10 protein-coding genes are annotated in these 20,493 nt (G+C 61.9%); 9 read left to right on the top strand and 1 reads right to left on the bottom strand.

Features of this window, described 5'->3' with window-relative positions:
• The first annotated feature begins 10 nt into the window (after positions 1 to 10).
• Together G5S42_RS09800 and G5S42_RS09795 are read left to right on the top strand one after the other, a co-directional pair.
• Positions 11 to 4,849 carry an NAD-glutamate dehydrogenase gene (locus G5S42_RS09800; RefSeq protein WP_176106567.1) on the top strand — a complete coding sequence of 1,613 codons (4,839 nt, stop codon included), beginning with the start codon at positions 11 to 13 and terminating at the stop codon, positions 4,847 to 4,849.
• Between the two features lie 172 nt (positions 4,850 to 5,021).
• Entirely contained in the window at positions 5,022 to 5,927 is a 906-nt protein-coding gene (locus G5S42_RS09795) for a cation diffusion facilitator family transporter (protein WP_176106566.1), read from the top strand.
• An 82-nt stretch (positions 5,928 to 6,009) separates the two neighbouring features.
• Here G5S42_RS09795 and G5S42_RS09790 read toward each other — a convergent pair whose 3' ends face one another.
• Entirely contained in the window at positions 6,010 to 6,990 is a 981-nt protein-coding gene (locus G5S42_RS09790; protein WP_176106565.1) for an aldo/keto reductase, read from the bottom strand.
• A 341-nt stretch (positions 6,991 to 7,331) separates the two neighbouring features.
• On the opposite strand from G5S42_RS09790, the gene G5S42_RS09785 reads away from it, so the two are divergent.
• The 7 genes from G5S42_RS09785 (at position 7,332) to G5S42_RS09755 (ending at position 20,484) form a co-directional block, all read left to right on the top strand.
• Complete coding sequence (locus G5S42_RS09785; protein ID WP_176106564.1) at positions 7,332 to 15,974, top strand: hemagglutinin repeat-containing protein; 8,643 nt, start codon at positions 7,332 to 7,334, stop codon at positions 15,972 to 15,974.
• On the top strand, positions 15,971 to 16,252 hold the full coding sequence (locus G5S42_RS09780) for a hypothetical protein (protein WP_176106563.1): 282 nt from the start codon (positions 15,971 to 15,973) through the stop codon (positions 16,250 to 16,252). Before G5S42_RS09785 ends, G5S42_RS09780 begins: the two co-directional genes overlap by 4 nt.
• A gap of 52 nt (positions 16,253 to 16,304) precedes the next feature.
• Positions 16,305 to 16,550 (top strand): hypothetical protein, encoded by a 246-nt coding sequence (locus G5S42_RS09775; RefSeq protein WP_176106562.1) that lies wholly within the window; start codon positions 16,305 to 16,307, stop codon positions 16,548 to 16,550.
• A gap of 236 nt (positions 16,551 to 16,786) precedes the next feature.
• Complete coding sequence (locus tag G5S42_RS09770; RefSeq protein ID WP_176106561.1) at positions 16,787 to 17,563, top strand: class I SAM-dependent methyltransferase; 777 nt, start codon at positions 16,787 to 16,789, stop codon at positions 17,561 to 17,563.
• Positions 17,560 to 19,305, top strand: a complete 1,746-nt coding sequence (locus G5S42_RS09765; protein ID WP_176106560.1) for a ShlB/FhaC/HecB family hemolysin secretion/activation protein — start codon at positions 17,560 to 17,562, stop codon at positions 19,303 to 19,305. Before G5S42_RS09770 ends, G5S42_RS09765 begins: the two co-directional genes overlap by 4 nt.
• Positions 19,306 to 19,363: 58 nt before the next feature.
• On the top strand, positions 19,364 to 20,044 hold the full coding sequence (locus tag G5S42_RS09760; protein WP_176106559.1) for a CsgG/HfaB family protein: 681 nt from the start codon (positions 19,364 to 19,366) through the stop codon (positions 20,042 to 20,044).
• Between the two features lie 71 nt (positions 20,045 to 20,115).
• On the top strand, positions 20,116 to 20,484 hold the full coding sequence (locus G5S42_RS09755) for a DUF4810 domain-containing protein (protein ID WP_246391913.1): 369 nt from the start codon (positions 20,116 to 20,118) through the stop codon (positions 20,482 to 20,484).
• The last annotated feature ends 9 nt before the right edge of the window (positions 20,485 to 20,493 follow it).

The raw sequence follows: 20,493 nt of genomic DNA, 5'->3' as shown, positions 1-20,493 counted from the left end.
GGAGTCGATCATGCAAGCAAAGAACGAAGAAGCCGTCACGCACCTGCTGAACGATGTCGTCGAATTTGCGCGGGGGCGGTTGCCGGAACCGACCTTCAATATCGTCGAACCCTTCCTGCGGCATTACTACGATTTCGTCGACGCAGGCGATCTGCAAAGCCGCTCGATCGCCGATCTGTACGGCGCGGCGCTCGCCCACTGGCAGACCGCGCAGCGCTTCGTGCCGGGCGAGCAGCGGCTGCGCGTATATAACCCGATCCTCGAACAGCATGGCTGGCATTCCGATCACACGGTGATCGAGATCGTCAACGACGACATGCCGTTCCTCGTCGATTCGGTCTCGATGACGGTCAACCGCCATCGGCTCGCGCTGCATTCGGTCGTGCATCCGGTGTTCCGGGTCTGGCGCGCGGCGGACGGCAGCATCACACGCGTGAGCCAGGGCGCCGAAGAAGCCGGCGATACGCGCTCGCATCTGACCTCGTGCATCCATTTCGAAGTCGATCGTTGTGGCGATGCCGCAAAACTCGACGCGTTGCGCGACGATATCGCCCGGGTGCTCGGCGACGTGCGCGCGGCGGTCGAGGACTGGCCGAAGATCATCGAACGCGCGAAGCAGACGATTCAGGATATGAAGGCGCGCGAGACCGGTCCCGAGGGCGTCGAAGCGCGCGCGTTCGTCGAATGGATGGTCGCCGATCATTTCACGTTCCTCGGCCAGCGCGATTACGAACTGGTGCAGCTCGATGGCGGCTATGGTTTGCGGGCGGTGGCGGGCTCCGGTCTCGGCATTCTGCGCGATGCGCAGGGTGCGGGCGGCGCGCCGGAAGTTACGCCGTTGCCGCCGGCGGCTGCGGAGATCATCTCAGGCTCGTCGCCGATCTTCCTGACCAAGGCCAATTCGCGCGCCACGGTGCACCGGCCCGGCTATCTCGACTATGTCGGCATCAAGCTGAGCGGCGCCGATGGCAGGGTGACGGGCGAACGGCGCTTCATCGGCCTGTATACGTCGACCGCTTATTTCGTGTCGGCCGCGGAGATTCCGATCGTGCGGCGCAAATGCGCGAATATCGTCAGACGCGCCGCATTCCTGCCGAAAGGTCATCTGGCGAAATCGCTGGTCACGGTGCTCGAAACTTATCCGCGCGACGAACTGTTCCAGGCCGACGAAGATCAGCTGTACGACACCACCCTCGGCGTGCTGCGTTTGCAGGAGCATCAGCGCACGCGGCTGTTCGTGCGGCGCGATCGCTTCGATCGCTTCGTGTCGTGCCTCGTGTTCGTGTCGCGCGACAAGTACAACACCGATCTGCGGCAACGCATCGCGAATCTGCTCGCCGACGCGTTCAATGGTGAGAACGTCGAATTCACGCCGCTGCTGTCGGAGTCGACACTCGCGCGAATTCATTTCGTCGTCCATGCCAAAGCGGGCGGCATGCCGAGCGTCGATACGCGCGAGCTCGAAGCGCGCCTCGTGCAGGTCGCGAGACGCTGGCAGGACGAGCTGGCCGACGCATTGCTCGACGCCTACGGCGAAGAGCAGGGCAACCGTTTGCTGCAGCACTACACTGACTCGTTTCCGGCCGGCTATCGCGACGACTATCCGGCGCGCACGGCGGTGCGCGATATCGAACTGATCGAGCGCGTGCAAGGCAGCGAGCGGCTCGCAATGAACCTGTACCGGCCGATCGAATCGGGACCGCGGGCGTTCCGCTTCAAGGTGTATCGCGCGGGCATGCCGATCGCGCTGTCGCGCAGCTTGCCGATGCTCGAACATCTGGGCGTGCGCGTCGACGAAGAGCGGCCTTATCTGATCGAGGCGCCGGGCGCGATGCCCGCGTGGATCCACGACTTTGGCCTCGAAGTTGCGGACGATGCCGAGTTCGACATCGAGCGGGTCAAGGATCTGTTCGAGCAGGCGTTCGAGCAGGTGTGGACCGGCACGATCGAAAGCGACGACTTCAACCGCCTCGTGTTGCGTGCGCAGCTCAATGCGCGCGAGGTGACGATTCTGCGCGCGTACGCGAAGTACTTGCGCCAGGTCGGTTCGACGTTCAGCGACGCGTATATCGAACGCGCGGTGACCGGCAATCCGGCGATTGCGCGCATGCTCGTGGACCTGTTCGTCGCGCGCTTCGATCCGGCGCTCGGCACGGTACGCGAAGCCCGCGTCAACGCCTGTCTGGAGTCGATCGACAGCGCGCTCGACCAGGTGCCGAATCTCGACGAAGACCGCATCCTGCGGCAGTTCCTCGGCGTGATCAAGGCGACCAAGCGCACCAACTACTACCGCCACGACGCTCAGGGGCAACCGAAGCCGTACCTGTCGTTCAAGTTCGATCCCGCGCAGGTGCCCGGCCTGCCCGAACCGAAGCCGATGTTCGAGATATGGGTCTATTCGCCGCGCGTCGAGGGCGTGCATCTGCGAGGCGGGCGCGTTGCGCGCGGCGGCCTGCGCTGGTCGGATCGGCGCGAGGATTTCCGCACGGAAGTGCTTGGCCTGATGAAGGCGCAGATGGTGAAGAACGTCGTGATCGTGCCGGTCGGCTCGAAGGGCGGCTTCGTCGTCAAGAATCCGCCGCCGCAGAGCGAGCGCGATGCGTGGATGCGCGAAGGCGTCACGTGCTATCAGACCTTCCTGCGCGGCTTGCTCGACGTAACCGACAATCTGGCGGGCACCGACGTCGTGCCACCGCCTGACGTGGTGCGCCATGATCCCGACGACCCTTATCTGGTCGTCGCCGCCGACAAGGGCACGGCCACGTTCTCCGACTACGCGAATGCAATTTCGCATGAGTACGGATTCTGGCTCGACGACGCGTTCGCGTCGGGCGGCTCGGTCGGCTATGACCACAAGAAAATGGGCATCACCGCGCGCGGCGCGTGGGAGTCGGTCAAGCGGCACTTCCGCGAAATGGGCGTCGACACGCAGAGCCAGGACTTCACGGTGGTCGGTGTCGGCGACATGTCGGGCGACGTGTTCGGCAACGGCATGCTGCTGTCTGCGCATATCAAGCTGCTCGCCGCGTTCGATCACCGCCATATCTTCCTCGATCCGAATCCCGATCCCGCCGCGAGCATGGCGGAACGTGCGCGGCTCTTCATGCTCGACCGCTCCAGCTGGGCGGATTACGATCCGTCGCTGATCTCGGCGGGCGGCGGCGTGTTCCCGCGCAGCGCGAAGACGATTCCGTTGTCGCCGGCGGTGCAGGCGGCGCTCGGCACCAGCGCCGCGGCGCTGTCGCCGGCCGAGCTGATGCGGGTGATTCTGCAGGCGCCGGTCGATCTGCTTTATAACGGCGGCATCGGCACCTACGTGAAGGCGAGCCTTGAGACCAACCAGCAGGCGGGCGATCGTGCGAACGACGCGATCCGCGTGAACGGTGCCGACCTGCGCTGCAAGGTGGTGGCCGAGGGCGGCAATCTCGGCTTGACGCAACTCGGCCGCATCGAGTTCGCGCAGCACGGCGGCCGCATCAATACCGATGCGATCGACAATTCGGCCGGTGTCGATTGCTCGGATCACGAGGTCAACATCAAGATTCTGCTGGGTCTCGTCGTCGCCGATGGCGAGATGACGGAGAAGCAGCGCAATGCGCTGCTTGCAGAAATGACCGATGAAGTCGGTCTGCTCGTGCTGACGGACAACTACTACCAGACGCAGGCCTTGTCGATCGCGGGCCGCTTCGGCGTCGAGCTGCTCGATGCCGAAACGCGTTTGATGCGCTATCTGGAGAAGGCGGGGCGGCTCAATCGCGTGATCGAGTTTCTGCCTACCGACGAAGACGTCGCCGAGCGTGCGGCCGCGAAGCAGGGACTGACGACACCCGAGCGCGCGGTGCTGCTCGCGTACAGCAAGATGTGGCTCTATGACGCGCTGCTCGAATCGTCGATGCCGGAGGACCCGCTCGTCAGCGACATGCTGATCGAGTACTTTCCGAAGCCGCTGCGGCAGCGTTTCCGCGAACCGATGCAGCGCCATCCGCTGCGCCGTGAAATCCTCGCGACGCATCTGACCAATGCGCTCGTGAATCGCGTCGGCTGCGAGTTCGTGCATCGGCTGATGGAGGAGACCGATGCGCAGCCCGGCGACATCGTGCGTGCGTGCATCATGGCGCGCGACGTGTTCGATCTCGATCAGATCTGGCGCAGCATCGACGCGCTCGACAACCGCGTCGCCGACGACGTGCAGGCGCGCATGTTCGCAGAGGTCGCGCGGCTCGTCGAACGTTCGGCGCTGTGGTTCCTGCGGCATCTGCAAACGGGCGCAGCCAACGGCGACGTGAGCGGCCTGCTCGCACGCTGTCGCGATGCCGCGCAGCGTCTCGCGCCGCAATGGCCGGCGCTGTTGCCGGCCGCTGATCTCGAAGCGTTGTCGGAGCGGCAGCGGGCGTTCGTCGATGCGGGTGTCGATAGCGATCTCGCGGTGCGGATCGCGAGCGGCGAGGTGTCGGCCGCGCTGCTCGATATCGCCGAAGTCGCGTCGACGTGCGAGCGCAATCTCGAACAGGTCGCGGGCGTCTACTTCGCGCTCGGCACGCTGCTGAACTACAGCTGGATCAGCGAGCGCGCCGCTTCGTTGCCGGCGCCGACGCATTGGGACATGCTCGCGCGCGCATCGGCGCTCGCTGAACTCGCACGCCTCAAGCGCGCGCTGACCACGAGCGCGTTGGCTGGCGCGACCGATGCGTCGACGCCCGATTCGCTGGTGCAAACGTGGCGCGAGAAACGCGCGGCGCAGCTCGAGCGTTATACGCGTCTGCTGACCGATTTGCGTGCGACGGGTGGCGCGAGTCTTTCGGTGCTGCTGGTGGTCGTGCGGGAGATGGCGGCGCTCGAGCGGGCGTGAGCCGCGCGAATGGTGGAAAGGGCGCTTCGGGTGCTGGCGGCACGGCGACACATCAGGTCCGATTCCTGCGGCCTAGTGTGTCGTTGTCATCCATAATACCGGGTGCTTGCCGATCGCTTCGGTCGTGCAATCGCCAACAATACCCAGCACCTTCACGGACGTCCGCCCGCAGATGAAAGAAGAATCGCCGAAAGCCATTTTCTACGCGCTCGCCGCCAACCTCGGCATCGCCGTCTGCAAGTTCGCCGCGGCGTCGTTCACCGGCTCCGGCTCGATGTTCGCCGAAGCGATTCACTCCACTGCCGACTGCGGCAATCAACTGCTGCTGCTTTTCGGGCTGCGCGAAGCGCGCAAGCCGGTAAGCCCTTTGCATCCGATGGGCAGCGGCCGCGAAATCAACTTCTATTCGCTGCTGGTTGCGTTGCTGCTGTTTTTCGTCGGCGGCGCGTTTTCGGTGTATGAGGGCGTGCATCGGCTCATTGCCCGCGAGCCGTTGCAGTTTGCGTTCGTCGCGTTGGCGGTGCTCGGTGTGTCGGTGGTGCTCGAAGCGCTATCGCTGTGGGGCGCGATCAAGGAGATTCGCAAGACGTATCCGGACAAGAATCTGTGGCAGTGGTTTCGCGAGACGCGCGAATCGGACCTGCTGGTCGTAGCCGGCGAAGATATCGCCGCGCTATTCGGTCTCGCGATCGCCTTCGTCGCTGTGCTATTGACGATGATGACCGGCAACCCCGTGTATGACGCGCTCGGCTCGGTCGGAGTCGGTCTTCTGCTGATGACGATCGCGTGGCTCGTCGCGCGTGAAGTGAAGTCGATGATCGTCGGCGAATCGGCGAGCCCGGAAGTGCGCAGCGCCATCGACGCGCATCTGCGCGCGCGTCCCGAGATTCGCAGCATCATCAACATGATCACGCTGCAGTGGGGACGTCACGTGGTGGTGGCGGTGCAGGCGGAAATGATCGACTATGCGAGCGGCCGCGCGATGGTCGATGCCATCAACGTCATCGAGGCCGACTTGCAGGCCACGTTTCCTCAGGTGCGCTGGGTGTTCTTCGAACCGGATGTGCCCCGTAGTTAACGAAGAGGGGGCGCAACGACCCGCACCGCAATTGCGGGCCATTCCGCCTGTGCTAACCGGATTTCAGTACGCGTGAAAGCGCTTATTTGAACCCTGCCACCGCATGCGGCACATACAATTCTTCGAGCCGCTGAATCTCTTCGCCGCTGAGCTTCAACGACAGCGCCGCGACCGCATCGTCGAGATGATGCAGCTTGGTTGCACCGACAATCGGCGCGGTAATCGGCTTCTTCTGCAGCACCCACGCTAGTGCAACCTGCGCGCGCGGCACGCCGCGCTCTTTCGCGATCTCGCTGACCCGCTCGACGATACGCCGATCCGCTTCCTGCGTCTGCGCGTACAGCGTGCGGCCGAACTCATCGGTTTCCGAGCGCGCGCTCTCGGTGTCCCAGTCGCGCGTCAAGCGTCCGCGTGCAAGCGGACTCCACGGAATCACGCCGATGCCTTCGCTCTCGCACAGCGGCAGCATTTCGCGCTCTTCCTCGCGATACAGCAGGTTCACGTAGTTCTGCATCGTCACGAAGCGGGTCCAGCCATTGCGCTGGGCCACCTGCAGCGCCTTGGCAAACTGCCATGCGTACATCGACGATGCGCCGATATAGCGCGCCTTGCCGGCCTTCACGACGTCGTGCAGCGCTTCCATCGTTTCTTCGATCGGCGTGCCGTAGTCCCAGCGATGAATCTGATACAGGTCGACATAGTCGGTACCGAGCCGCCGCAGGCTGTGATCGATCTCCGCCATGATTGCCTTGCGCGACAGCCCTGCGCCGTTCGGGCCCGGATGCATGCGGCTATTGACCTTGGTGGCGAGCACGAACTCATCGCGTTTCGCAAAGTCCTTCAGCGCACGGCCGACGATTTCCTCGCTGGTGCCGTCCGAATAGACGTTGGCGGTATCGAAGAAGTTGATGCCGTGATCGAGTGCCTGCTTGATGAATGGCCGCGCGGCTTGGTCGTCGAGCGTCCAGGTATGCGTGCCGCGCGAGGGCACGCCATAACTCATGCAGCCGAGACAGAGACGCGATACATCGAGGCCGGTGCGGCCGAGTTTCACATATTCCATCGTGTTGCTCTCCTATGGTGAAGCGCACAAACCCGCTGCGAGGGAAAGACCTTCGATTATAGGGAAACGACCGCAAGCGCGTCGTCGCGGGCCGCGGCCGCTTTCGATCGCTTCAAAGCAAATGGCGAGTGACGTGAACGACGGTTAAGAAAAGTCTGCAAAAGGCGTGGATTTGATGAAGCGTTGGACTTTCTGAAAAAGCGGTGGATAACTACGATCGTTAAATATCGACAAATTCAGAATAATTCAGAATTGTCTCGTAGTCGCCATTTGCTCTCCTTGATAACCTTTTGATGCCGTTGCATTGCGCAGGGCTTCATCGGGAATCACAGGTATAAGCAATGAATAACCGTTGTTATCGGCTTGTTTTCAGCACGCTTCGAGGTATGCTCACTGCCGTTGCAGAAACTGCGATCGGTCACGGGAACTCCAGTCGCGGTGAAACCGGCTTATCGGTTGCGTTACAGTCTGTCACACTCTTTGCAATGCGTCATGCGGCCTTTGCCGTGCTGGTGCTGTGCGGACTCGCGCCCGCGCTTTCAGACGCGCAGATTGTCCCATCAGGTACCCATGCGCCTGGCGTAGTCAGCACGGCAAACGGCCTGCCGCAGGTTAATATCAATAAACCGTCCGGTGCGGGTGTTTCTCTCAACACTTATTCACAGTTCGACGTCCAGAAGAATGGCGCGATTCTCAACAATTCGCCCGTTATAACGGGTACGCAATTGGCGGGGCAGATTAACGGCAATCCGAATTTCGAACCGAACGACGCCGCGAAAATTATCGTCAATCAGGTCAATAGCAATAATCCGTCGCTGCTGCGCGGTTATGTCGAGGTCGCGGGCCAGAAAGCGGCGGCTGTCGTGATCGCCAATTCATCGGGGCTGGTCGTGGACGGCGGCGGTTTCATCAATACCTCGCGCGGCATCCTCACGACCGGCAATCCGCTGATCGACGGCAGTGGCAACCTAACCGGGTTCAACGTTACGGGCGGCACGATCACGGTTCAAGGTGCGGGTCTGAACACCTCGAATATCGATCAGGTGGACCTCATCGCACGCGCGGTGCGGGCGAATGCGGCGATTTACGCCAATACGCTGAACGCCGTCGCGGGTGCGAACAGCGTCGATTACGCGAGCCTGAACGCGACGCCCATCACTGGAAGCGGAGCCGCGCCGGGCGTGTCCATCGACGTAGCGCAGCTCGGCGGCATGTACGCGAACCGTATCACGCTGGTCGGTACGGAGAAGGGTGTCGGTGTGGCCAATGCAGGCACGATCGCCGCGCAGGCGGGCGACCTCACACTGACGAGTTCGGGCCAGCTCGTGCAGTCCGGCACGATGAACGCAAGCGGCAGCATCGGTATCAGTGCGGCGAGCGTCGCGAATAGCGGCACGATCTACGGGCAGCGGAATACCACGATCGGCGCGACAGGCGCGCTGACGAACTCCGGAACACTTGCGGCGCAGCAGGACCTCATGGCGACGGCGGGCAGCGTCGCGTCGACGGGATTGCTCGGCGCGGGCGTCAATCCTGACGGCAGTCTGGGCAGCAGTGGCAATCTGTCGGTGACCTCGGCGGGGCTGCTGTCCGCTACGGGCCAGAACGTCGCCTCCGGCATCGTGACGCTTTACGGCGTGTCGCTCGATCTGGCCAATGCGCAGACGTGGGCAGGTACGGCGCTCGCGCTGACAGCGAGGGACGGTAACCTGAGCCTCGTCAACGCAATCACCGGCGCAGGCTCGTCCATTACGGCAAATGCGGCAGGCACGCTCGACAACAGCGGCGGCACCTTCAACGCGCCGCAACTTGCGATCCGTGCAGGCAACTTCACGAACCGCAGCGGCACGATCACGCAGACCGGCACGGGGCCGATTACGGTTACCGTCTCCGGCACGCTTGACAACACCCGCGGCTCATTGCAGACGAACAGCGCCGATCTGGTGCTGAGGCCTGCCACGATCCTCAACGACGACGGCACGATCACCAGTTCGGGCGCCGGAAGGCTGTCCGTGCAGACAGGCGCGCTGTCGAACAATGGCGGCACGCTTGCCACCAATGGCTCGCTCGACGTGCAGGCAGGAGCGGTGTCGAACCGGGGCGGCACGCTGGCGGCGCAGTCGTTGGCGGCATTCAGGGTTGGCTCGCTGGACAACAGTGCGGGTGGGCAGATCAGCGCCCGCGACGTATCGATTGCGGACACCGGGGCGTTCAGCAACGCCGGCGGCACCGTGCAGGCGGACGACACGTTAGGCATCAACGCACAGACGGTAGCGAACGACGGTGGCAGCATTTCCAACGCTGGTACGGGTACGACTACCGTCAGTGCGTCGGGTGCACTGTCGAACACAGCGGGCGGCCTGATTGGTGGCAACGGCGACGTGTCGGTGTCGGGCGGCAGCATCGACAATGGCGGCGGGTCGCTGGTCGCGGGCGGCGCGCTGGGCGCGCAGTCGGGCAGTACGCTGAACAATGCGGCGGGTCTCATCCAGTCGGATGGTGATGCATTTGTCTCCGCACAAGGTGCGCTCACCAATGCGGGTGGGCAGATCGGCACGAACGGCAGGTCGGCTACCCTGGAGATTGCCGGCGCATCGCTCGACAATTCTTCGGGCCGCATCGCCAATACCGGTACGGGCGCAACGACGGTCAGCGCTGGATCGATCAGGAACAGCAATGGGAGCGGCGTAGCGGGCGCAGGGGTCATCGGCGGGAACGGCGATGTCATGGTCTCAGGCGCGTCGCTGTCGAATACCCAGGGTGGCCAGATCGTCGCGGGCAACAACCTGACCGTTTACGAATCGCAGTCCGTGGACAATTCGGACGGTACGCTATCGGGCGCGAACGACCTGACGCTCAACGGCGCAGGCGCGGCGGTTTCCAATGTGAACGGCTCGATCCATGGCAATGGCGTGCTCAGTCTCGATACCGCGTCGCTGGACAACACCTCGGGCAAGATCGGCAACGATCAGGGCAGCGGTGGCAGCGTCGTCATCACGACCGGCACCCTCACGAATCAGAACGGCGCGATCGGCAGCGATCAGAACCTGACGCTCACGACGAACCGGCTGGCGGGTGACGGCACGATCATCGCGGGTCGGGATGGTGCGGTGACGGTCAATGGCGACTACGTGAACCATGCTGCCAACCAGATGCAGGCCAACCGCAATCTGAGCTTCACTGTCGCGGGCAAGCTCACAAACCAGGGCACGCTGGGCGCGGTGAATGTGCTGACGGTGAATGCTGCGAACGTCGACAACCAGGCGGGCGCAGACCTGAACTCGGCCAGCACGACCGTCAATGCAACGAACGCAATCACCAACGAAGGCCGCATCGAGGGCGATACGGTCACGACGAACAGCACGACGCTGACCAATACGGCGACCATCATCGGCAATACGGTGACGCTGACCGGCAGCCAGTCCATCGCAAATACCGGCGCCGCCGCGATCATTGCCGCGGCGGCGCAAGTGAACCTCTATTCGCCCGGCGATATATCGAACACAGGCGGCGCGAACGTCTTCAGCCTCGCAGACGTGAACCTCGCAGCGGATGGCACGCGCGACGCAAACGGCCTGCTGTCCAACCGCTCGAACACGGTCACGAACGACCAGTCGACGATCCAGGCACAGGGCAACCTCGAAATCGCCGCACAGACGCTGACCAACTCGCGGCCCGCGCCGACGGTTCAGACCGTGACGACCGACGTCGAGACGGTCCACCAGACCAAGCGCGGCAAATACATGGCCTGTGCAACAGGCAATGCCGTGAGCGGTTACTGCTCGCAGTCGATGTGGGATAACGGCTACATTGCGCCGATCGACACGACGTTCTCCGCTTCGCAGATCATTTCACAAACGGCGGGCCCCAATCCGACGGACAATGTGCTCGTTGTGAACGTCAATGGCACGCAGCAGACGATCTGGTACAACTCGATCACGACCAACGGCGACGGCACGATCACCGTCAACTACTGGGACGACTACAACCCGAATATCAACTACCTGCCGTCAACCGAGTACGCAACCCGCAGCGACGGACACAAGGGCTACCAGCGCGTCGAGTATGCACGCGATACGACGACCACCACGCAGCAGGATCAGGTAACGGGCGCGCAGGCACAGCAGGGTCAGCTGCTTGCGGGCGGTGACATGACGCTCGCGAACATCGGCACGCTGAACAACAACTACAGCGCGATTGCGGCGGGTGGCTCGATCCAGATTGGCAGTACCACGCAGGACGGCTCGCTCGATCCGTCGGGCAGCGGCAACTACGGCGGCACCCAGGTGAACAACACCGGGCAGACGCTGTACCAGTACCAGCGCCAGGACATCGTATCGACCTACGCATGGAACGAGAACATCACGCAGGACGTGGGTCAGGTGGTGGAACCGTCGGTCGTGCTCGCGCCGGTGGCGATCGGCGGAACGGGCGGCACGATCATCGCGAACAGGGCGGTGGTTATCAGTGGCACGGACATCAACAATACCAACGTTGCTGCGGCGAACTCCGCAACCGGAGCGACGGGCGGCACGCTCGGCGCCAACCAGGTGCTGACGGGCCAGAAAGCGAACGCGCCGCAGACGGTCGCGGACAGTTCCGGGTCGCTCCATGTCACGCTGCCGACGAGCGGCCTGTATTCGCTACGTACTGCACCGAACGCACCCTACCTCGTCGAGACCGATTCGCGCTTTACGAGCTACACGAAGTTCATCAGCAGCGACTACATGCTTGGCGCATTGGGCCTGAATCCTCAGAGGGTGGAAAAGCGCCTCGGCGACGGACTCTACGAGGCACAGCTGGTACAAAACCAGATTACGCAACTCACCGGTCGCGTCTACCTGCGAGGCTACAGCAGCAACCTCGACGAATACACGGCGCTGATGACGGCGGGCGTGAATGTCGCGCAGCAGTTTGGCCTGGCCGTTGGCGTCGCGCTGAGCGCGGCACAGATGGATGCGTTGACGAGCGATATCGTGTGGTTGGTCAGCCAGACAGTCACGCTGCCGGATGGCACGACGCAGTCGGTGCTGGTTCCGCAGGTTTATCTGGCGCAGACGCATGCCAACGATTTGCAGCCTACGGGCGCGCTCATTGCCGCTGACGATGTCGAATTGCACGCGGCGGGCAGCGTGAACAACAGCGGCACGATCAGGGGCGGTACGCAGACGGTCGTCACGGGCACCAATATCGTGAACCGGGCGGGCACGATTACGAGTAGCGGCACGGATGGCACGACGGTCGTGTCGGCAACCAGCGACGTGGTCAATGCATCGGGTCTGATCAGCGGCAACCGCGTCGCGGTGCTGGCGGCCAACAACATCATCAATACGACGCTGGTCGACGCGACTGGAATCAGTTCGGCCGCCGGTGACAGCAAGGTCGGCCAGACGCTGCTCGGCGCGCTGGGCTCCATCGCCTCGACCGGCGACATGGTCATTGCCGCAGGCAATGATCTGACCGTGCACGGCGGGAACATCAACGCGGGCGGTGACGCGTCGATCAGCGCTGGTCACGACATTGATGTTGACACCGTGCAGTCCACGACCACGCAATCGGTGACGCTGAATGACCAGCATCATTGGGAGGCGAGCGGCACAACGAACCAGACGAGCGCGATATCGGCCGGTGGCGACCTCGCGATGCAGAGCGGCAATGACATGACGTTCAAGGGCACGACGGTCACGGCAGGCGGCGACCTAGCAGCGGTGGCCGGCGGCAACCTGACGGCGACAACGGTCACGAACACCGCGACCTTTAATAACGTCGCGACTGACGACAGTTCGCGCAAGGAAGTCGATCGCATCTACGACGAGCAGGCAGTTGGCACGACCTTTTCGGCAGGCGGCAATGCGATACTCGCGGCGGCCGGCACGGACACCAGCAAGGGCAATGTGACGCTCACCGGTTCGACACTCACAGCGGGTACCGGTGCAGCAATCATCGCGGCAAGCGGCGACGTGAATGTCAACGAAGCCCGCGAGGAACACGATTCCTATGTAGCAACCGGGTCGAAGCGCGGTAGTGCGTTCCATAGCTCCACCTCCGACACGACCCAGGACACGCATGCGAATATCGGCGTGGGAAGTACGGTTGCAGGGGACTCAGTCAGCATCAGCGCGGGCAAGGACCTGACTGTGAAAGGCTCGACGGTGGCGGGCACGAATGACGTGAATCTGACAGCTGCTGGTAACGTCAACATTACGACATCACAGGATTCAGAGACTACGTCCACGTACTATCAGAAACATGAGTCGGGGTTCGGTACGAGCGGCGGTATCGGCATATCGGTCGGCAGCAAGACGCAGACCGATACCACCAATACGTCGCAGGTAACGAACACGGGCAGCACCGTCGGCTCGCTCGCGGGCAATCTGAACATCGTCGCGGGCAATGATCTGCATGTGACCGGCAGCGACCTCATCGCAGCGCAGAACGTCACGGGCAATGGCGCGAACGTCATCATCGACGCGGCCACCGACACCACGCACCATGACGAATCGCATGCGGTCAAACAGAGCGGGTTCACCCTTGCCGTGAAAGCGCCGGTGCTTGATGCGATATCGAATGCGGCTGGCCAGGCACACGCGGCCAGCAACAGCAAGGATGATCGTGCGGCGGCATTGCACGGCATGGCGGCAGCGAGCGCGGCGTGGGACGCGAACATGGCCGCAGGCGGGCTGGTCAACGATCTTGCGGCGGGCACGACGCCCCAGATGAAGGTCGAACTCAGTTTCGGCTCCAGTAGCTCGAAAAGCACGTACTCAGAGGGCTCCACGACAAACGTAGGGTCAAGCGTGAACGCGGGCGGCACGGTGGTGTTTGCGGCAACTGGTGACGCCACGCCCGGCAGCGGTAATGTGACGATTGCTGGTTCGAACGTCAATGCCAGCGACGTGATTCTGGCGGCGAACAATCAGGTCAATATCGTCAATACCACGGATACGGATTCGACGCGCAGTTCGAACGAGTCGCAGAGCGCGAGCGTGGGGATTTCGTACGGCACGGGCGGATTCGGCGTCTCGGCGGCGATGTCGAAGGCGAATGGCGACGGCAATAGCGATCTGGCAACGCAGAACAACAGCCGTGTGATCGCGTCGAATACCGTGACGATCATCTCGGGCGGAGATACGAACATCATTGGCTCGAACGTGAGTGGCAATCAGGTGAGCGCCGATGTGGGCGGCAATCTGAACATCGCGAGTGTGCAGGATACGCTGGTGAGCTCGGCGCATCAGTCGAGTGCGGGCGGCGGCTTCAGTGCGAGCCTGGGCGGTGCCAGTGGCAGCTTCAGCCAGAGCAGGGGTGACGCGACGGGCAGCTACGCGGGTGTCAACGAACAGGCTGGAATTCAGGCGGGAGACGGTGGTTTCAGCATCAACGTCAAGGGCAACACGGACCTGAAAGGTGGGCTGATCGCGAGCGACGCGGATGCGTCGAAGAATTCGCTGACGACGGGTTCGCTGTCTTTCTCGGACATCCAGAACCAGTCCAACTACGACGTGAAATCGAGCGGCTTCAGCGCGGGTGTGACGACGGGAGACGGCGGTGCGAACTACAGCACGCACGGCAATACGTCGGGCAAGAATACCGGTGGTGCTTCGCCGATGCTGGGTCAGCACGACAGCAGCAACGACAGCGCGACGACGAAGAGCGGCGTCAGCGCGGGCACGATCACGGTGACTGATCCGGCGAACCAGCAGCAGGATCTGGCGAGCCTGAACCGCGACACGACGGATACGAACGGCACGGTGGCGAAGCTACTGGACATGCAGAACATGCTGGACCGGCAGGCGGACATGATGTCGGCGGCGAGTGCGGCAGGCGAGGCGGTGTCGCGCCGGATCGGCGATTACGCTGATTCGAAGTACAAGGAAGCAAAGGACGCGGGCGACCAGGCGGGGATGGATGCCTGGAAGGAAGGCGGGGCAAGCCGTGCGCTGATTCAGGGTGCGGGCGCGGCGCTGGTGACGGGCCTGGCGGGCGGGAATGCCGTGGGTGGTGCGGCGGGCGCGGCGGTCGCGTCGATCGCCGGAGGCAAGCTGAACGAACTGAGCAGTGCGATTGCGGGCGCGGACCCGACCGGTAACGCCAGCATGAACGAAGCGCTTGGCAACATTGTCGCGAATGCGATCGCCACGGGGGCTGGCGGTGCCGTCGGCGGCGAATCGGGGGCATTCTCGGGTTACAACGTAGATCGTTTCAATCGGCAGTTGCATCCGGAGGAAAAGACCGCTATCGCGAAGCAGGCCAATGGAGACAAGGCCGAAGAGGACAGGCTCACGCGTGCGGCGTGCTATGCCTTGAAGTGCTGGGCGGAGTACGCACCGGGAAGTGAGGAGTACAACGCGAACTATGTGAGTCAGCTTGAGGCGTCTCAGCTTGGTCCGGAGATTCAGTGGGTGAACCGTCAGCAGGAGGCGGGATTGTTCGTCTATACGCCGACGCAAAAAATTGGCGACGCGGTTCATAGTGATCCAGTCGGTGTCGCGAAGGATGGGGCGAAACTGGTGTTGGGTGGCGTGACAGCCAAAACAGGGGTCGGACTTTGCACGACGGCGCTCGGGTGTGCAGCCGGTGTGCCTATGGCGTCGGTCGGTTTGAGTGATATGGCCGAAGGCGCGGATGGACTGTACAACCGATACAACGGTATCAATGCGCCAAGTGTGAATCCATTACGTTACGGGTTCAATGAGGTGTTGCCCTCGGGGTGGGGAAACGTCGCATATAACGGATTAAGTCTTGCCGCCGCAATTGCTGCTCTATATGCTCCTGTCCCCCTCAAGATGGGCACGTCAGATGGCTTGCGGCGCCCAAATTCGATGTTTGACGTGACGGTGCCACAAATTAGCAACAATAAGTTGATTCCGTTCATCGATCGGGCAACGCCATACGGAACAAATCAAGGCGTCTTGCTATTTGGTGTAGGGATGAAAGGATTGGCCCTTATAAACGACATCCGTAATAGCGGGGGCGACAAGTGAACTGGAAGCGTCTGTATGCAGTTAGCCAAATAGTGGGTGCTGTTGGTGGGATTTCGGTTGCGGCGGCCGGATTTTACGCCGTTATCGTGGTCGGCATATGCAGAAAATTAATTGGTTTGAGTGACAATTTTTCTGTATTTGGTATTGGGATCCCATCCTTCGTGGTTATCTTGACTGTCTTCATCCGATATCTGCCAAACCATCTTCGCAAGGCCGGGATGCTGAGTGACGATCCCAAAAAATTTGGTCCATGGTTCAAGCGGGACAGCGAGGCCTGAGATAATGGACGCACATTCGTGGCGCGTTCAAAGAATAAGATTCGAAATGGCTATGAAAATCAAAAAAGAGGCTGGTGGTGTCCCCACTTACGGCCGTGGCATCGCTCTCCTTCGCACAGCAAACGCCGCCGCCAGCGGACAACACAGCAGCTGCACGGCATTGATACGTTCGCGCGCAAATGGCTCGACCACTACACGGGGCAATGCGGGATTCGACACGATCACGATCAATTGTTTGGGCGCTGCTAATGAAAATAGTGGCGAAATTAACTTAAAAATTTCTTCGGCGTTCAAATAATCAATGCAGTTTATGCGTATGTCGTGCCGTTGCCGGTTACATAGCGTCTTCCCTTTCTTTCGTAGTCCACGCCCAGAAGCCGCCCTTTGTTTTTTGGGGAGGTGCATGCGAGAGCGCATGATTTTATCGATGGACGGTTTTGCGGGTTGTACCTCCATGCACAATCAACAATGAGTAAACCACAAATGAGTAGACCACGTTTCAGCCACGTGTCAGGGTACACGGCGTACATGCGCATGATTCACGACGATATCGTGAAGCGCGCTGCGCCAGGCTCGAGCATTCTCGACCTACCTGCGGGAAACGGCCTGTTTGGGGAGCACCTGCGCGTTCTCGGATACGACGTCACCTGTGCAGACCTGAACGAGGCGTACCCCGAGTTCGTGAAGGTCAACATGGAGGAACCTCTTCCCTTCCCGAGTGAAACATTTGATGTCACGGTATGCATGGAAGGCATCGAGCACGTGCTTCGGCAGCGGCAACTGCTTTCCGAGCTGGTACGTGTGACAAAAGCCGGCGGCCTGATCTATATCAGCACCCCAAATGTTTCGTGCCTGTGGTCCCGCATCGTTCTGTTGATGTGCGGGTACTTCTATCAATTCAAGCCCTCGGCGCAATTGATCGGCGATGAAAGATCGACCTTCGACAAGGGCCATATATCACCCATCGACGTTTACACCCTTGGCTATGTGATGGCAGCGCGCGGAGCGGGGCTAGTCTTTGCTACCGCGGACCGGGTCAAGAAGGCGGTCGTCGTGTGTCCGCTGGCGGTCGTTCTTTATCCGTTCGCGCGCTGGAGCGCCGCACACATCCACCGGCGACTGCACTCGCGATTCTTCGAGCGCAAAGAGGCGCATCCGGCGTACTTCAACCTCAGGGTCTTCACCGGTCGATCCCTCATCGCCGCGTTTCGCAAAACGAGCCACGACCTGCGAGGACCGGCTATCCGGACGGACGCAGCGCCATTGCGTTGCGGCAGCATAGACGAGCCAATCTTGCGCACCTCCCAATGACCCTGCGCACAAATTCCCTGCTGTTCTTCGCATCCGTAGTGGCCTTTGACGCGGCGGCGCAGACGCCTATCTCCGCCGAACAGGCGGCCGCGGGCCGTGCGAACGCCGAACAGCAGCAACAAGTCCAGCAGCAGCACGACGCCGGGCAGCGAGCGGCAACTGTCGCCGCACCTGTCGTGCGGTCAACGGTACCTGTGAACGAAGCTTGGCCTGAACTGCCAGCCGAAACGCCCTGTTTCCGCATCGATAAGTTCGCGCTCGGCGTGCCGTCCACCCTGCCGGAATCAGTCCGCTCGCAAGGCGCATCCGCGCTACCGCAGGACCGCTTCGCGTTCGCGCGCGAATGGCTCGATCACTACCAGCGCCAATGCGTCGGCCAGAAAGGGCTCGACGTGCTCACAAAGGGCCTGCAGGCAGAGATCCTGAGCCGCGGCTACATCACCACGCGCGTGATGCTGCCAACGCAGGATCTTTCAACGGGCACGCTAAGACTCGCCCTCGTCCCCGGCGTCGTCCGTCAGCTTAAGTTCGCCGACGAGTCCACACGCGGCACCTGGAAGACAGCCTTCCCCGCGCGCGACGGCGACGTGCTCCAGCTTCGTGATCTCGAACAGGGACTCGAGCAGATGAAGCGCGTGCCCAATCAGGACACGACCATGCAGATCGTCCCCGGCGACGCGCCCGCAGAAAGCGACGTGGCAATTACTGTCAAGCGTTCAAAGCCATGGTCGCTCGCCCTGTCGGCCGGCAACTCAGGCACGACCGAAACGGGCCGATATATCGGCAATGTGACGCTTGGTCTATATAACCTGCTCGGCCTGAACGACATTCTCTCGGCCGGTTACAACCAGGACTTGCAGTTCGGCAATCACGACCTCGGTACACACGGCTGGAACGCTTCGTATTCGGTGCCGTGGGGCTACTGGACCGGCACGCTGTATGGCTACACGAACACCTACTACCAGCAGATCGCGGCGGTCAACGGCACGTTCGTGGCAAGCGGCAATGCGCAGACGGCCGGTCTAAAGCTCGAACGTGTCTTTCACCGCAGCCAGAACGATGTGTCGGGAGTCGAATTCCAGCTGATCAAGCGCTTCGGGGCAAGCTTTATCGAGGGCACCGAAATTCCGCAGCAGCAGCGCGACAACACCTTCATCGAGGTGGGGCTCACTAACCGGCATTACTTCGGCGCGGCGCAGTTCGATGGAACACTGGCCTACCGCCAAGGTACCGGCGGGTTCGGCGCACAGTCCGACACGCCGGGCGGCCCAACCTACCGCTTGCACATGGCGACGCTCGACGCCAATCTCTCAGTGCCGTTCCAGGCGGCAGGCCAGTCGCTGCGCTACGTGGGAACCGTACGCGGGCAATTCACCAATGACGAGTTGAACTACATCGACGACCTGACGATCGGCAGCCGCTACACGGTGCGCGGTTTCAGTGGCCAGACGATGCTCGCGGCGGAAAAGGGCTTTTACTGGCGCAATGAACTTCAGTATCCGCTTGGGCAGACGGGACAGGTGCTGTATGGGGGTTTCGACTACGGCCACCTATGGGGACCGTCGGCAGCGAACCTCGCGGGCACGCAACTCGCGGGGGCGGCCATCGGCATGAAAGGCTCCATGCCGTCACGTTTCGGCCCATACAGCTATGACGTGTTCGCGGGCACGCCGATCTACAAGCCGGCCGGATTCGATGCCGCACGCGTCGTATTGGGCTTCCAGGCAACCGCGCAATTCTGAAATTTTCCCCGCCGACGCTATCGGGGTTTCTGTCGTTTCAACAAAGAGGAAAAACAAAATGAAGTCATCAAAAACATATGCGCTTGGAACCGTGGCTGTTGCCGTCGTGGTGGCGTTGGGCGGATGTGCAACCGAGTCCTCACGCTTACTGCCGGTGCCGCCCGTCGCCAGTGCGCAGAAGCCAGCGGTGGGCCAAGCCATCGGCATTTCAGTGGGCAAGTTCGACAACCGCTCGAGCTATATGCGCGGGATCTTCTCGGACGGCGTTGACCGTCTCGGTGGTCAGGCCAAAACCATTCTAATCACGTCTCTCCAGCAGAGCGCCCGCTTCAATGTGCTCGATCGCGACAACCTCGACGAAATCCGCCAGGAAGCGGGCTTCCTCAAAAAGGCCCAGTCGATCAAGGGTGCGCGCTTCGTCGTCACGGGGGACGTCACGGAATTCGGTCGTAAGGAGGTTGGCGACCGGCAGCTATTTGGCATCCTTGGCCGCGGCAAGAGTCAGGTGGCCTATGCAAAGGTCAGCCTGAACGTCGTCGATACGACGACATCCGAAGTCGTGGCGTCGAGCCAGGGCGCGGGTGAGTTCAGCCTTTCGAACCGTGAAGTCATCGGTTTCGGCGGCACCGCCGGCTACGACTCCACACTGAACGGCAAGGTGCTCGATCTGGCGATCCAGGAGGCCGTCAATCACCTCGTCGAGCAGGTCGATGCAGGCACGCTCAGGGCCGCACAGTAAATGCGTGCTGGTCTATTGCGTTCGATCCACGTCCAACCGCACAAGCAATCAACATGATGACGCGATTCACGATGAAACATAACCGCATGATGCGGAGAATCTATTTGCCAGTAGCAATGGCAGCCGTACTCCTCTCGGGATGCGCGGCCAACAGCCCTCCGCCGCTTTACCAGTGGACCGGCTACCAGCCGGCCGTGTACGACTATCTCAAGGGTGAAAAGGCACCGCAGGAGCAGATCGAGGCGCTCGAAAAGTCCCTCCAGGATATCCGGGGCAACGGGCACACGCCGCCGCCCGGATTTCATGCGCAACTGGGCATGCTGTACGCGAATGTCGGCAACGACACCCAGGCCATGCAGGGATTCGAGTCCGAGAAGCAGCTGTTTCCGGAATCCTCGACCTACATGGACTTCCTGATGAAGAAACCGAAACAGCCCTGAGCGAGTCAC

Origin of the sequence: Paraburkholderia youngii (genome assembly GCF_013366925.1) — a bacterium.
Lineage (GTDB): Bacteria > Pseudomonadota > Gammaproteobacteria > Burkholderiales > Burkholderiaceae > Paraburkholderia > Paraburkholderia youngii.
This window is presented reverse-complemented; position numbering and strand designations above follow the sequence as displayed.